At 66.6% G+C, this 13050-nt stretch carries 13 protein-coding genes and 1 pseudogene; 13 read left to right on the top strand and 1 reads right to left on the bottom strand.

Features of this window, described 5'->3' with window-relative positions:
* Positions 1–15 precede the first annotated feature (15 nt).
* The 7 genes from ACPYN5_RS15105 to ACPYN5_RS15075 all read left to right on the top strand — a co-directional run bounded on the left by ACPYN5_RS15105 (position 16) and on the right by ACPYN5_RS15075 (position 7890).
* Positions 16–339, top strand: a complete 324-nt coding sequence (locus ACPYN5_RS15105; RefSeq protein WP_114587687.1) for a heavy-metal-associated domain-containing protein — start codon at positions 16–18, stop codon at positions 337–339.
* Entirely contained in the window at positions 336–2600 is a 2265-nt protein-coding gene (locus ACPYN5_RS15100; protein WP_424449809.1) for a heavy metal translocating P-type ATPase, read from the top strand. Before ACPYN5_RS15105 ends, ACPYN5_RS15100 begins: the two co-directional genes overlap by 4 nt.
* Before the next feature lie 41 nt (positions 2601–2641).
* Positions 2642–4783 (top strand): heavy metal translocating P-type ATPase, encoded by a 2142-nt coding sequence (locus ACPYN5_RS15095; RefSeq protein ID WP_424449808.1) that lies wholly within the window; start codon positions 2642–2644, stop codon positions 4781–4783.
* A gap of 33 nt (positions 4784–4816) precedes the next feature.
* Positions 4817–5248, top strand: a complete 432-nt coding sequence (locus ACPYN5_RS15090) for a DUF6153 family protein (protein ID WP_114587685.1) — start codon at positions 4817–4819, stop codon at positions 5246–5248.
* A gap of 94 nt (positions 5249–5342) precedes the next feature.
* Positions 5343–5957 carry a DUF305 domain-containing protein gene (locus tag ACPYN5_RS15085; RefSeq protein ID WP_114587684.1) on the top strand — a complete coding sequence of 205 codons (615 nt, stop codon included), beginning with the start codon at positions 5343–5345 and terminating at the stop codon, positions 5955–5957.
* 400 nt (positions 5958–6357) lie between these two features.
* Positions 6358–6762, top strand: coding sequence for a four-helix bundle copper-binding protein (locus ACPYN5_RS15080; RefSeq protein ID WP_114587683.1), 405 nt, complete (start codon positions 6358–6360; stop codon positions 6760–6762).
* A 288-nt stretch (positions 6763–7050) separates the two neighbouring features.
* Positions 7051–7890 carry a F510_1955 family glycosylhydrolase gene (locus ACPYN5_RS15075; RefSeq protein ID WP_114587682.1) on the top strand — a complete coding sequence of 280 codons (840 nt, stop codon included), beginning with the start codon at positions 7051–7053 and terminating at the stop codon, positions 7888–7890.
* Between the two features lie 634 nt (positions 7891–8524).
* On the opposite strand, the gene ACPYN5_RS15070 is transcribed toward ACPYN5_RS15075, so the two are convergent.
* A complete protein-coding gene (locus ACPYN5_RS15070; RefSeq protein WP_210006373.1) occupies positions 8525–8875 on the bottom strand; it encodes a hypothetical protein in 351 nt (116 codons plus the stop codon).
* 237 nt (positions 8876–9112) lie between these two features.
* Between ACPYN5_RS15070 and ACPYN5_RS15065 the strand changes: the two genes are divergently transcribed.
* The 6 genes and pseudogenes from ACPYN5_RS15065 (at position 9113) to ACPYN5_RS15040 (ending at position 12862) form a co-directional block, all read left to right on the top strand.
* Positions 9113–10279, top strand: a complete 1167-nt coding sequence (locus tag ACPYN5_RS15065) for a glutathione-independent formaldehyde dehydrogenase (protein WP_424449807.1) — start codon at positions 9113–9115, stop codon at positions 10277–10279.
* A gap of 1 nt (position 10280) precedes the next feature.
* A complete protein-coding gene (locus tag ACPYN5_RS15060; RefSeq protein ID WP_424449806.1) occupies positions 10281–10847 on the top strand; it encodes a type 1 glutamine amidotransferase domain-containing protein in 567 nt (188 codons plus the stop codon).
* Positions 10847–11149 carry a putative quinol monooxygenase gene (locus tag ACPYN5_RS15055; protein ID WP_061018829.1) on the top strand — a complete coding sequence of 101 codons (303 nt, stop codon included), beginning with the start codon at positions 10847–10849 and terminating at the stop codon, positions 11147–11149. The genes ACPYN5_RS15060 and ACPYN5_RS15055 overlap by 1 nt, the downstream gene beginning before the upstream one ends.
* A 194-nt stretch (positions 11150–11343) precedes the next feature.
* On the top strand, positions 11344–12423 hold the full coding sequence (locus ACPYN5_RS15050) for an NAD(P)/FAD-dependent oxidoreductase (protein ID WP_424449805.1): 1080 nt from the start codon (positions 11344–11346) through the stop codon (positions 12421–12423).
* Between the two features lie 47 nt (positions 12424–12470).
* Positions 12471–12658 (top strand): annotated as a pseudogene (locus tag ACPYN5_RS15045) (transposase); the annotation flags it as partial.
* 42 nt (positions 12659–12700) lie between these two features.
* Positions 12701–12862, top strand: coding sequence for a hypothetical protein (locus tag ACPYN5_RS15040; protein ID WP_424449831.1), 162 nt, complete (start codon positions 12701–12703; stop codon positions 12860–12862).
* The last annotated feature ends 188 nt before the right edge of the window (positions 12863–13050 follow it).

The following is a 13050-nucleotide window of genomic DNA, read 5'->3' as shown; positions in this document are numbered from 1 at the left end:
TTGAAGGAGCACATCATGACTGACCGCATTGACCTCGTTCTGAAAGACACCAACGCCGGCTGCGCTTGCTGCACCACATCCGCAGCGACGGACGCTCCCGCGTCGACCTCCGCCGCCGTCACGAAAGACGTCCTGGTAGACGGGATGACGTGCTCGCACTGCGTGTCGAGCGTCACTGAGGAGCTGACCGCGATCGACGGTGTGGAGAACGTCACAGTTGACCTGAACGCCGGCGGTACGTCCCGCGTCACCATTCACAGCGCCGCGCCGATCGACTCTGACGCCGTGAAAGCCGCGGTCGAGGAGGCCGGCTACACCCTGGCAGGTAGCCCCGCATGAGCACGGTCGACGTCGAGCTCGATATCTCCGGGATGACGTGCGCGTCGTGCGCGACCCGGATCGAACGCAAGCTGAACAAGCTTCCCGGTGTGGAAGCGTCGGTGAATTACGCCACCGAGAAGGCGCGTGTTCGCGGGCGCGACGTCGACCCTGCCACCCTGATCGCCGCCGTCGCATCCGCCGGATACCAGGCAGCCCTTCCCGCACCGCCGACGAGCGATGACATCGATGAGAACACCCCGGACGGTGAGGACGGCGAGGTTGGGACGCTGCGGCGGCGCTTGCTGATCAGTACTGCACTGTCGTTGCCGGTGGCGGTGCTGTCGATGGTCCCGGCGTTGCAGTTCGAGTACTGGCAGTGGCTGGCCCTCACGCTCACCGCCCCGGTGGCAGTGTGGGGGGCGTGGCCCTTTCACCGGGCTGCGGCCGTGAACGCCCGTTACGGCGCGGCGACCATGGACACCCTCATCAGCGTCGGCGTGATTGCCGCGTTCGGGTGGTCCCTGTACGCCCTGTTCTTCGGCGGCGCGGGTATGCCCGGAATGACGATGACTTTCACCCTCGTGGGCGCGCCGCAGGCCGGCGGTCACGAGATCTATCTGGAAGTCGCGGCGCTGGTCACCGTCTTCATCCTGGCGGGCCGGTACGCCGAAGCGCGCGCGAAGAAATCATCGTCGGAGGCGCTGCGGGCACTGCTGGAGATGGGCGCGAAGCACGCCACAAAGCTCGTCGACGGTGTCGAACGGACGGTGCCGGTCGCGCAGCTCGCTGTCGGAGACACCGTCCTTGTCAGGCCGGGGGAGAAGGTTCCCTCTGACGGGCTGGTGATCGATGGTTCCTCCGCGATCGACGCCAGCATGCTCACCGGAGAATCGGTGCCCGTCGAAGTGACCGCCGGGTCCCGCGTGGTCGGCGCCACGGTGAACGTCGGTGGTCGCCTCATCGTCGAAATCACCCGGATCGGGGCGGACACCGAGCTTGCCCGCATGCGCCGGCTGATGGAGGAAGCCCAGACCGGCAAAGCCAAGGTGCAGCGCATCGCTGACCGCGTCTCTGCCGTCTTCGTTCCCATCGTCATCGGACTAGCCGTGGCCGCGTTCCTCGGCTGGACAATCGCTGGAGCCTCGCTCGAGCTAGCCTTCACCGCGGCGGTCGCCACCCTGATCATCGCGTGCCCCTGCGCCCTCGGTCTCGCCACCCCCACCGCGCTGCTGGTCGGGACCGGCCGCGGCTCACAGCTGGGCATCCTGATCCGCGGACCGCAAGTGCTGGAGCAGACCCGCACAGTCGACACCATCGTGCTCGACAAGACCGGCACAGTCACCACCGGTCAGATGACCGTCACAAGCGTCCGCCCCGTCGCAGGTGTCACCCGGGACGAGCTGTTGCGCGTTGCGGCGGCGGTCGAGGCAGGATCCGAGCACCCGGTCGCCCGTGCCGTCGCTACTGCCGCCCCGGCGGTCGCGTACGCGGACAGCTTCGTGTCGCACGCCGGGTTCGGCGTCCAAGGGATCGTGGACGGGTCTGCCGTCGTTGCGGGCCGGGCGTCCTGGCTGGCCGAGCAGTGGGGCATCCACCCGCCGGCCGAAGCCGCCGCCGAGCTGAATGCTCTCGCGCGAACCGGTACCGCGATCGCGGTCGGTCGCGATGGGGAGTACCTCGGCGCGATCGGGGTGGCCGACACCGTGAAGCCGACCAGCGCCGCCGCGATCGCCCGCTTCCAGGCGCTCGGCTTGCGCCCGGTGCTGCTCACCGGCGACAACACCACCACCGCCGCACGAATCGCCGCGGAGGTCGGCATCCCCGACGTGCACGCCGAAGTCACTCCTGCTGGAAAGCTTGATGTGATCCGCCAGCTTCAGGACGACGGGCACGTGGTCGCGATGGTCGGTGACGGCGTCAACGACGCCGCCGCCCTCGTCGCCGCCGACCTCGGCCTGGCCATGGGCGGAGGCACGGACGCCGCGATTGTCGCCAGCGACATCACCATCGTCTCCGGCGACCTCACCGTCGTCGCTGACGCAATCCGCCTCTCCCGCCGCACCCTCGGCACCATCAAGGGCAACCTGTTCTGGGCGTTCGCGTACAACGTCGCCGCTATCCCGATTGCGATGGCCGGCCTGCTCAATCCTCTCGTCGCCGCAGCGGCGATGGCGTTGTCGTCGGTGTTCGTCGTGACCAATAGCCTCCGGCTGCGCCGGTTCCGACCCCACCCGGCACCCGCCCCTACGACCCCCGTTCCCGTGCCCCAACCGGCCTGACCCGTGCCGCCGCACCGGCGCACCCAGCGAAGGAGGCTTCAATGAGCCAGCACGACCACCACAACCACTCCGATCACCCAGACCACCACGCCCCGGCGACTGCCACCCAACACGATCACGCAGTGATGAGTCACCCGCAGAGCGAAGACGACCGGGCGCCCGCCGCGGGTCATTCCGGGCACGGTCATGCCGACCACGGCGGGCACGCCGGACACGGAGACCACGTTGCCCGGTTCCGACGGCTGTTCTGGATCATGCTGATCCTCGCGGTGCCCGTCGTGGGGTTCTCCACGATGTTCTCGATGCTGATCGGATACCCGCTGCCGGACGCGGCGTGGGTCGGATGGGTGTCCCCAATCCTCGGCACCGTCATGTACGTGTGGGGCGGCGCCCCGTTCCTTACCGGCGCCGTCAGCGAGCTGCGCGCCCGCAAACCCGGCATGATGCTCCTCATCGCCCTCGCGATCACCGTCGCGTTCCTCGCCTCATGGGGTGCAAGCATCGGGCTACTGCACCACGAGCTGGACTTCTGGTGGGAGCTGGCGCTGCTGATCGTCATCATGCTCCTCGGGCACTGGATCGAGATGCGATCCCTCGCCCAGACCACCTCCGCCCTGGACTCCCTCGCCGCGCTCCTGCCCGACGAGGCCGAGAAAGTCGAGGGGGACACCACCGTCACCGTCGCCCCCGCCGAGCTGCAGGTCGGAGACGTCGTCGTTGTCCGCCCCGGTGGACGGGTACCCGCAGATGGCCGGATCGTGCAGGGCTCGGCCAGCATGGACGAGTCCATGATCACCGGCGAATCCCGCCCGGTTCGCCGCAGCGACGGAGACCAGGTCATCGCCGGCACCGTCGCCACCGACTCCGGGGTCAGGGTGGAAATCACCGCGGTCGGACAGGACACCGCTCTCGCCGGCATCCAGAAGCTCGTCACCGAAGCGCAGAACTCCTCATCCCGCGCGCAACGCCTCGCGGACCGTGCCGCGGGGTGGTTGTTCTGGTTCGCTCTCGGGGCGGCCGCTGTCACCGCCGCAGTCTGGACCCTGGTCGGGTTCCCCGATCAAGCGGTCATCCGCACCATCACCGTGCTCGTCATCGCCTGCCCGCACGCCTTGGGTCTGGCCATCCCGCTGGTGGTGTCCATCGCCACTGAGCGCGCCGCCCGCGGCGGCGTGCTGATCAAGGACCGCCTCGCGCTGGAGAGCATGCGCACCGTCGACACGGTCCTGTTCGACAAGACCGGCACCCTCACCAAGGGCACACCCGCCGTCACCTCGGTCGCCCCGGCCGCCGGCATCGACGGAGACGAGCTTCTGGCGTGGGCCGCGGCCGCCGAAGCGGACTCGGAACACCCCCTGGCTCGGGCGATCGTGAACGCCGCGCAGGAGAAGCAGCTCACCGTCCCCACCGCCAGCGACTTCGAGTCCTCACCGGCCGTCGGTGTCCGTGCGCGGGTGACCGGCCGCACCATCCAGGTCGGCGGCCCCCACATGCTCGACCAGGAAGACGCAGCCGAACTGCCGGTCGCGGACGAGTGGCGCAAGGAGGGCGCGATCATCCTGCACGTGCTCGTCGACGGGCAGGTCGCGGGGGCGCTGCGCTTGGCGGACGAGATCCGTCCCGAGTCCCGCAACGCCGTCGACGCCCTGCATCAGCGGGGCGTGCAGGTGGTCATGATCACCGGAGACGCCGAAGCCGTCGCCGCATCGGTCGCCGCCGACCTCGGTATCGACCGGTTCTTCGCCGGGGTCCGCCCCGAAGACAAGGCGTCCAAGGTGAAGGAGCTTCAAAGCGAAGGCCGCAAGGTCGCCATGGTCGGTGACGGGGTCAACGACGCACCGGCCCTCGCGCAAGCCGACGTCGGCACCGCTATCGGCGCCGGCACCGATGTGGCGATCGCGTCCGCCGGTGTCATCCTCGCCAGCGACGACCCCCGCTCCGTGCTGTCGGTGATCGAACTGTCCCGAGCCAGCTACCGCAAGATGAAGCAGAACCTGTGGTGGGCCGCCGGGTACAACCTCATCTCCGTCCCGCTGGCCGCCGGGGTACTCGCTCCCATCGGGTTCGTCCTGCCCATGTCTGTCGGCGCGATCCTGATGTCGCTGTCCACCATCGTCGTGGCCCTCAACGCTCAACTGCTGCGGCGCCTCAACCTCAGCCCGGACGCGGTTACCGACCACTGACAGGAGTGTCGTACCGTGGAAGGAGGGAGTGACATGTCGCTGATCGCACTGACGGAACGGCTCCACGCCGGACGGTCGATGGCGCGCACCCTTCTGCTGCTCATCGCAGTGACCGCCGCGGTCATCGTCGGCCTGTTGGCCATGCACTCCCTCAACACCCACACCGCCGCCGACACCGGCCACCAAACCACCGTCGCCACCGCCAGTGCCACCCCTGAGGACCACCACTCCGGCAGCACCGCGACGGGCGAGCCGTGCGCGGACTGCGGTTCAGGCCACTCAGACATGCTCGCGATGACGTGTGTGCTGGCTCTCCTAGCCACCGTGCTGCTGCTGGGCCGACTCCGCCCGAGCAAAGTGTCGTTGTCGCTCCTGCCGCGCCCGCAGCCACTCAGCGCCGCGCTTCCCGGTGGGCCGAGACTGCGGCCGCCCTCTCTCACCGTTCTCTGCATCAGCCGTACGTGATACGGCCGAGCCGGCGCACCCTGCCGGCCGGACCTCACCCACCCGTCGATCTGACCGGTGCTCGTTCACGTACCCCTGTATTTGGAGAACTCTGATGAAAATTCGTACCGCAGCGGCCGCTGCGCTCACCCTCGCCGCCGCCCTCGCCCTTGCTGGCTGCGCCGACGGCTCCGGCTCGCAATCCATGCCCGGCATGGACCACGGCAGCAGCTCGTCCCCGTCCTCATCGTCCACGGTGACGGCGGACTTCAACGACGCGGATGTGATGTTCGCGCAGATGATGATCCCGCACCATCAGCAGGCCGTCGAGATGGCCGACATGATCCTGAACAAGGAAGGCATCGACCCGGGCGTGCTCACCCTGGCCTCCGACATCAAGGCCGCCCAGCAGCCCGAGATCGACCAGCTGCAGTCCTGGCTGGACGAGTGGGGCGCCGACATGCCCGATATGGACAGCATGGAGGGCATGGACCACGGCGGCGGCATGATGAGCGAGGACGACATGGCCGCGCTAGAAGCCGCCACCGGCGCCGAGGCGTCCCGGCTGTTCCTCGAGCAGATGACGATGCACCACGAAGGCGCGATCGAGATGGCCCAAGACGAAGTCGACAACGGCCAGAACCCTGACGCGGTCGAGATGGCGCAGACCATCGTCGACACCCAGACCGCTGAGATCGCCCAGATGCAGGAACTGCTCGCGCAGCTCTAAACGCACCCCACCGGTGAGGACGCCCCGGAAGGCGTCCTCACCGGTGGAATCGAAAGTGGTGCGGGATGCGTACCTACCTGCGCGCGACGGCGAGCTTTGTCGCGCCCACCGGCATGCCCCTCACCGGCTGCACCGCGGCCGAACCACCTTCGGTCGGCGGCGATCACGCTGACACAGCGATGCCGTACGCTCACGCGATCGTGCCCGCACCTGACGGTGACAGCTTCCTCCCTAGCCGCGACGGTGGCGCCACGTCTTCATCACCGACGACAGCAGGACTCAGCCTGCTGCCCTTCACCTAGCCCCCATTTACCGAGACCTCAATCCCCTACATCGACCCTTGACCTCGCTCTAGCGTGACCACACGCCGGGGAAGGTCCCTGAAGAAAGGAAAGCACCCATGACTGTTGCAGATCAGATGCTCGCCACCCACCCGAAGGTCGGCTTTGCCGAAGCACAGGAGACCCTTCTGCGCTGTATCGAGGCGTGCGTCGAATGCGCGCAGGCATGTACCGCCTGCGCAGACGCATGCCTCGGAGAAGACATGGTCGCCGAGCTCATTACATGCATCCGGAAGAACTCGGACTGCGCAGACATCTGCGCCGCCACCGGTGCAGTGCTCTCCCGCCAAACCACACCGGATGTCGCGACGGTTCGCGCCCTGCTCGAAGCCTGCCGCACCGCCTGCGCGTCCTGTGCCGCCGAGTGCGAACAGCACGCAGACATGCACGAGCACTGCCGCGAGTGCGCCGAATCCTGCCGCCGCTGCGAGCAGGCATGCACCGACCTTCTCGCCGCTCTCTAAGTCGGCCCAGGTTCGCAAATCGCCCTGCAAGCACAACCCGCCATGGCGGTCGCTGACGGGACGGTCGATGCCGCAATCGACCGTCCCGTCACCTCGCCGCTCCCCCCCTCCAACAGGAGACGTCATGACCGCCATCTACATGGCCAAGGAAAGGTCGGCAACGGTCGGAACAGTGACGGCATCGCCCTGGCCAAACCATCATCTAGCGCAGACACCACGTTCCCGCTCACCTATACCCCGGCGGCAGCCCTTCATCGGGGTGTCCGCCCTCCCGCGACCCGGAAGATCATGAACCGTTTTCTGCCCCTGACCGTCACCACCCTCACCGCGATCGCGATCACCGGGTGCGCAGCTGAGCGACCTTCCCGCAGCGACGCATCGTTGCCAGTGATTCAACACATTCACGGCATAGTCGCCGACCCGCGAGGAGAGGACCTGTTCGTGGCCACCCACGGCGGCATCCTGACCCTCGCCCCCGACGGAGAAATGTCGGGCCCGATCGCGGGGGAGGACCTGGACGCGATGGGATTCACGCTCCGAGGCGAGACCTTCTTTGCCTCCGGCCATCCGGGAACGCAGACCCCGTCGGAACTCGGAGCACCAAACTTGGGAATCATCCGCAGCGACGACTTCGGCGAAACTTGGTCACCGGTCTCGCTCACCGGAAGCGCCGACTTCCATGTGCTTACCGCCGGGCCGGACGGGACGCTCTACGGACTCGCCTCAAGCAATGCGGATCTGCTCGTCAGCACCGACGACGGCCGGAACTGGTTCAGCGGCGCCGCGCTATCCGCCGTCGACCTCGCAGCTACGGAAGAAGGCATCTACGCCGCAGCAGAACAAGGCCTCCTTCGCAGTAGCGATCGCGGCGCTACGTTTGCCGCCGTCGAAGGAGCGCCACTGCTCTATAGCCTTGCCCCTCAGCCTGACGGCACCATCGCGGGAATTGGAACAGACGATGCTCTGTGGGTGCAAGCAGCAGATGGGGCCTGGGAGCGCCGGGCCACTCTCAGCGGTGCCGCCCAAGCGTTCACCATCACCGACGATGGCCGCTTCATAGTCGCCGACGAGCGCGGCATCGTCGAGATCACCCCGGAGACCACCACCATCATCGCCCCATCGCAATGAGCCGCTCCTCGCGACGGCCGCGACTCCGCTACCCTGCGCAGGTCAGGGTCATCATCGTCTTGGCTTCGACGCTGATCGTCATAATCCTGATCGCCTTAACCCTTCTGCGCGTCGATCGAGCTGACGACCACCCGGGACCGGCAGCGTCAATGTCGGCGGACCCGATCGACCAATAACGATCGTTTATGGCACGCTTGATTGACTCGGCAGCGCCCACCGCGAACAATCGTGAGCAGAACGTCGTTCGCGGCATAGCCGGACGGCGGATCAGGTGTTCCGGCTCGCCGCGGCCTCTCGGCGCTCTCGCCACTGCCGGTTCAACTTCGGTGCAAGCACCGCAGCGGTGACAGTTCCGATGAGGCCTGGCATAAGCAGCAGCAAGAAGAGCGGCAGATCGTTCATAAGGTCCACGCTAACGAAGTGAGGTGGCGCGAGCCTCCGTCCGAAGGCGGGGCCGTCTCATCCGGGAGGCGGAGATCGGGCCTTCTGCATCGACGGTCGCGCCGATCGACACGCATCCTCGCCCCGAGACGATGGCTTCCCGAGGATGCGACGACTCCTTGAGATGACCATCGTTTCCGGCGGGGGTGTTCAAGGTCCCGTACGTGCTGAGCGCTGCCTAGTAGCGGAGGTGCTAAGCGATCGGTCGGAGGGTGCCCTGGTTGACGGGAAACTGCGTCGAGTAGTACAGCTCGGTTGCGAAAGTGTTTCCCCAGTCGTCCTTCTGCAGGCGGATGCCGCCGGGTGAGACTTCGGCGACACGCACCTTTAGCCAGGATCCATCGTCCAGCCGGAGCTCATAGGAGTCCGCGAGGTACGTGAGCCCCAACGCGTCAAGCGTCTCCTCCGCGGTCAACCAGTCCACCGCCTCGGTGCGGCTGCGACCAAGCAGATCGATGGCGACGAAATCCTCACCGGCCGGCTTCATCCACCCCAACAGCTCGCCATCATCGGAACGTCGATGCTCAATCCAGTCCGCGTCCATTCAAACAGCCTAAGACGCCGAGGTATCTCGCCCCCTGCCGCATAGAGCGGTAGACCGCCGGAAACGATCGTTTACGGTGCACTCGCGATAGAGGCCACGGATCGCGCCGAAAACGCACACCAGAACGTGGTTTCGGCGGGCGTTCAATGTCTCGCGAAGGGCTGGCGTTGTCAATGCCCTACCAGCAGGCTATCGAGGCCAGTAGGTTCTCGAGCAACACATCGGATCGGAGTGGACATGAAGGCAGTGGTGTACGAGGGACCCCGTCAGGTCAGCACGAAGGACGTCCCGGACGCGAAGATCGAGCGCCCTACCGATGTGCTGGTCAGGGTGACGACGACGAACATCTGCGGCTCGGACCTCCACATGTACGAGGGGCGGACGTCCTTCGAGGTGGGCCGGACGTTCGGTCACGAGAACATGGGCGAGGTCATCGAGGTCGGTAGTGGTGTGGAGAAGGTCAGGGTCGGAGACCGGGTTGTGCTCCCGTTCAACATCTCGTGCGGATTCTGTAAGAACTGCGAACGCGGCCTGACCAACTACTGCCTCACCACCCAGCCCGACCCATCATTCGCCGGTGCGGCCTACGGGTTCGCCGACATGGGTCCCTACGGCGGTGGCCAAGCGGAACTGCTCCGTGTGCCTTTCGGTGACCACAACGCGCTGCGCTTGGGCGAGGATGCGGAGGAGAAGGAGAACGACTACGTCATGCTCTCCGACATCTTCCCCACCGGCTACCACGCCACCGAGATGGCCGGCGTGATCCCGGGCGACAGCGTTGTCATCGCCGGGGCGGGTCCGGTCGGGCTGATGGCCGCCCTGTCCGCGATGATCAAGGGCGCCGCGAAGGTGATGGTGGTCGATCGTCACCCTGACCGGCTCGCGTTGGCCGAGCAGATCGGCGCGATCGCCATCGATGACTCCAAGGTCGATCCCGTGCAAGCCGTGCTCGACGAGACGATGGGGCTGGGAGCTGACCGGGGCTGCGAATGCGTGGGTTACCAGGCCCACGATCCCCAGGGCAACGAGGACACCGCCGCTACGACGAACATGCTCATCAACGCGGTGCGTTTCACCGGAGGAATCGGCACCGTCGGCGTGTTCGTCCCCCAGGACCCCGGAGCCAAGGATGATCTCGCGAGGCAGGGAAAGGCGGCCATCGATTTCGGCACACATTGGTTCAAGGGGCAGACCATGGGAAGCGGACAGGCCCCGGTCAAGCGGTACAACCGCCAGCTGCGGGACTTGATCGCCGCCGGCAAGGCGACCCCTTCCTGGATCGTCTCCCACGAGATCTCGCTGGACCAGGCTGCCGATGCGTACAAGAACTTCGACGCCCGGTCAAAGGGTTGGACCAAGGTTCTCATCAAGCCCGGGATGTCGACCGAGAAGAAGGCGAACTGATATGGCCGAGACGCTGCAGGGCAAGAGAGTCGCCATCCTCGCCGCCGACGGAGTCGAACGCGTTGAGCTCGAGAAGCCCCGCGAAGCACTGGAACGGGCCGGCGCTCAGACCGAGGTCCTCTCGATCCACGACGGCGAGATCAAGGCCCGTAAGGACGACCTGGATGAAGCGGGCACGTTCACCGTCGACGGGTTGATCGCCTACGCCTCGGTGGGCGACTACGACGCCCTGCTGCTTCCCGGCGGCACGGTGAACCCCGACCAGCTCCGGGTCGACAAGGACGCCGTTTCCTTCGTCCGCGACTTCGTCGAGAGTGGCAAGCCCGTGGCGGCGATCTGTCATGGGCCTTGGACGTTGATCGAGGCGGGTGTGGTCGGAGGTCGCACCTTGACGTCCTTCCCGAGCATCCGCACGGATCTGCGCAACGCCGGTGCTGACGTCGTCGACCAGGACGTCGTGGTGGACGGGAATCTGATCACCAGCCGCTCGCCCGATGACCTGCCTGCGTTCTGCGAGACGATCGTGGCGAAATTTGCGAGTAATTCGACCCAGGAAGAGGTGATGTGATGAGCGTGACGAAGGGACTGCTTGTCAGGCTGGAGGCCCTGCCCGGCAAGGAAGACGAGGTCCAGGAATTCCTCGGCATCGGGCGAGGGCTCGTCGAGGAGGAACCGGCCACCGTCGCGTGGTTCGCGATCCGTCTCGGACCGTCCTCTTTCGGGATCTTCGACGTGTTCCCCGATGACGCCGGCCGCGACGCGCACCTGTCTGGCGCGGTTGCGACCGCTCTCGGCGAGCAGACCGGCACGTTGTTCTCCGAGCCGACGATCGAGAAGTTGGACGTCCTGGGCTCCAAACTCCCCGCCTGACACCACAGACCGGGAGTACTGGCCCACGAAGGGGGAGGGTCGCTGCGCGCGGTGACTTCGGGCTTACACAGCCCGCTGACGTCGTGGCAGCGGCCCCTTCTCTTGCGGCCTATCGCTAATCACTAACAGATCGGGGAACCGCGATGGCAGGAAGTGACGACGGCGTTGCCACGACGCGTTCACCCGAGGTAGCAGTGATCGGGGGCGGGATCGTCGGTCTGTCGACGGCGTACGCGCTGCGGGAGAAGGGCGTGCCGGTGCGCTTGTATGAGGCTGGTCTGCCCGGGACGGGTCAGTCCGCAGGCGAGGCGCGGATCTTCCGGCATGCCCACGACGACCCGCGACTCGTCGCTTTCGCGCGCGAAAGCCGCGGCGTATGGGATGAGTGGGCCGAACACTTCGACGTCGAGCTGGTCTCATCAGACGGTGTCCTGGCGATCGGAGACAGCGCCCTGGCGCGGCTGCGGGTGCTCGACCAGGTCGGCGGCGTGGAAGCGCACGAGATAGACGCGGCCGAGGTCGCCCAGCGGATGCCGCTGCTCGCTGGGTACTCGGGGCCAGCGGTGCTCGACGAGTCGGGCGGCGCGATCCGCACCCGCGCCGCGATCACGGCACTCACGGGTGCCCTCGCAGATGCGGTCACCACCGGTGAGGTCATCTCCATCGATCCTCGCGCCGACGGGACGGTCGAGGTGCGCAGCGTCACCGACCGGGCTGTTTACTCCAAGGTGGTCGTGTGCGCCGGCCGCGAAACCGCCCGCCTGGCACGCAGCGTCGGCCTGTCGCTGCCGGTTCGCCTTGCTGCACACGTCAGGCTGACCTTCGACGTGAAAGCCGCCGCCCCGGCACGAGTCGCGTGCCTGCAGGACAGCAGCGGTGTCTTCGGCGAAGTCGGCGTCTACGCGACGCCGCTACCGGGCAACAGCAACTATTCGGTCGGACTCAGCGACACCGTCGGCGTCCGCGACGACGGAACTTTCATCGACCCGGCGGCGATTCGATCGCTGGACGAACGCGCACGCGAATACGTGACACGGGCGCTGCCCGGTCTCCACCCAGAGCCGCGCGACTTCCTTCACTGCTGGGTGACCGACCTCCCGTGGAGTGAGGACGGCGTGGCCGTGTGGGAGGCAGGCTCTGTCCTTTTTGTGGCCGGTCACAATTTGTTCAAGCAGGCACCTGCGCTGGGTCGCGCTCTTGCCCGGGCTGCGACCGGCGGCGGTCTCCGCGCCGAGCTCACGCCCGAAGCGCGCCTCGGCGAGGCCCAGAGCTAGGGCGTGTCTCCCAATCGCGTGGGGGGTGACCCGCGATTCTGGACAGCATGTCGCGGATGAGGGTGCTTTCGGATGGCGACTGGGAACTGGTCGAGCCGTTCATGCCGGCCCCGGATGGTAAGCGAGGTAGACGTTTCGTGATCACCGCACGCTGGTGGAGGGGATCATCTACCGGTACCGGGCCGGGATCGCGTGGCGGGACCTGCCCCCAGAGCCAGCCGGCCCTGGGACAACTCGCCCTATTAGCGGGCAATTCGACCCAGGAAGAGGTGATGTCATGAGCGTGACGAAGGGACTGCTTGTCAGGTCGGAGGCCCTGCCCGGCAAGGAAGACGAGGTCCAGGAATTGACGTCGACCTTCTCCGAGGAGGCTTGCTGGATGAAATCGACGGTCTTTGCGATGTTGTGGTTGACCTCACCCGGCGAGGCTTCGGCCTGAACAGCCGCTATACGAAGAGTCACCTTCACACTGTCGCAGACGGAGGGGTTGTAGGTTTCCGCAATCGGCCGAAACTGATCGATTTCGGAACGACCTCGGCGCGAGCCGCGTCTGTGAATAACAGCGCTCCGTGGCGGCGTTCTGACTTCGCTACGTGACGTGTCTACAGCAGCTCGGTTCTCGCAGGG

Source organism: Microbacterium arborescens, assembly GCF_049707515.1.
Taxonomy (GTDB): Bacteria; Actinomycetota; Actinomycetes; order Actinomycetales; family Microbacteriaceae; genus Microbacterium; species Microbacterium arborescens_B.
The sequence above is the reverse complement of the archived record's forward strand: the minus strand, read 5'-3'. Positions and strand labels throughout refer to the sequence as shown.

Excerpts from the sequence above, each read along its gene's own strand:
- ACPYN5_RS15100 (WP_424449809.1), top strand. The coding sequence starts at position 336 with ATGAGCACGGTCGACGTCGAGCTCGATATCTCCGGGATGACGTGCGCG.
- ACPYN5_RS15090 (WP_114587685.1), top strand. The coding sequence starts at position 4,817 with ATGTCGCTGATCGCACTGACGGAACGGCTCCACGCCGGACGGTCGATG.
- ACPYN5_RS15070 (WP_210006373.1), bottom strand. The coding sequence starts at position 8,875 with ATGGACGCGGACTGGATTGAGCATCGACGTTCCGATGATGGCGAGCTG.
- ACPYN5_RS15105 (WP_114587687.1), top strand. The coding sequence starts at position 16 with ATGACTGACCGCATTGACCTCGTTCTGAAAGACACCAACGCCGGCTGC.
- ACPYN5_RS15080 (WP_114587683.1), top strand. The coding sequence starts at position 6,358 with ATGACTGTTGCAGATCAGATGCTCGCCACCCACCCGAAGGTCGGCTTT.
- ACPYN5_RS15055 (WP_061018829.1), top strand. The coding sequence starts at position 10,847 with ATGAGCGTGACGAAGGGACTGCTTGTCAGGCTGGAGGCCCTGCCCGGC.
- ACPYN5_RS15060 (WP_424449806.1), top strand. The coding sequence starts at position 10,281 with ATGGCCGAGACGCTGCAGGGCAAGAGAGTCGCCATCCTCGCCGCCGAC.
- ACPYN5_RS15065 (WP_424449807.1), top strand. The coding sequence starts at position 9,113 with ATGAAGGCAGTGGTGTACGAGGGACCCCGTCAGGTCAGCACGAAGGAC.
- ACPYN5_RS15085 (WP_114587684.1), top strand. The coding sequence starts at position 5,343 with ATGAAAATTCGTACCGCAGCGGCCGCTGCGCTCACCCTCGCCGCCGCC.
- ACPYN5_RS15075 (WP_114587682.1), top strand. The coding sequence starts at position 7,051 with ATGAACCGTTTTCTGCCCCTGACCGTCACCACCCTCACCGCGATCGCG.
- ACPYN5_RS15095 (WP_424449808.1), top strand. The coding sequence starts at position 2,642 with ATGAGCCAGCACGACCACCACAACCACTCCGATCACCCAGACCACCAC.
- ACPYN5_RS15040 (WP_424449831.1), top strand. The coding sequence starts at position 12,701 with ATGAGCGTGACGAAGGGACTGCTTGTCAGGTCGGAGGCCCTGCCCGGC.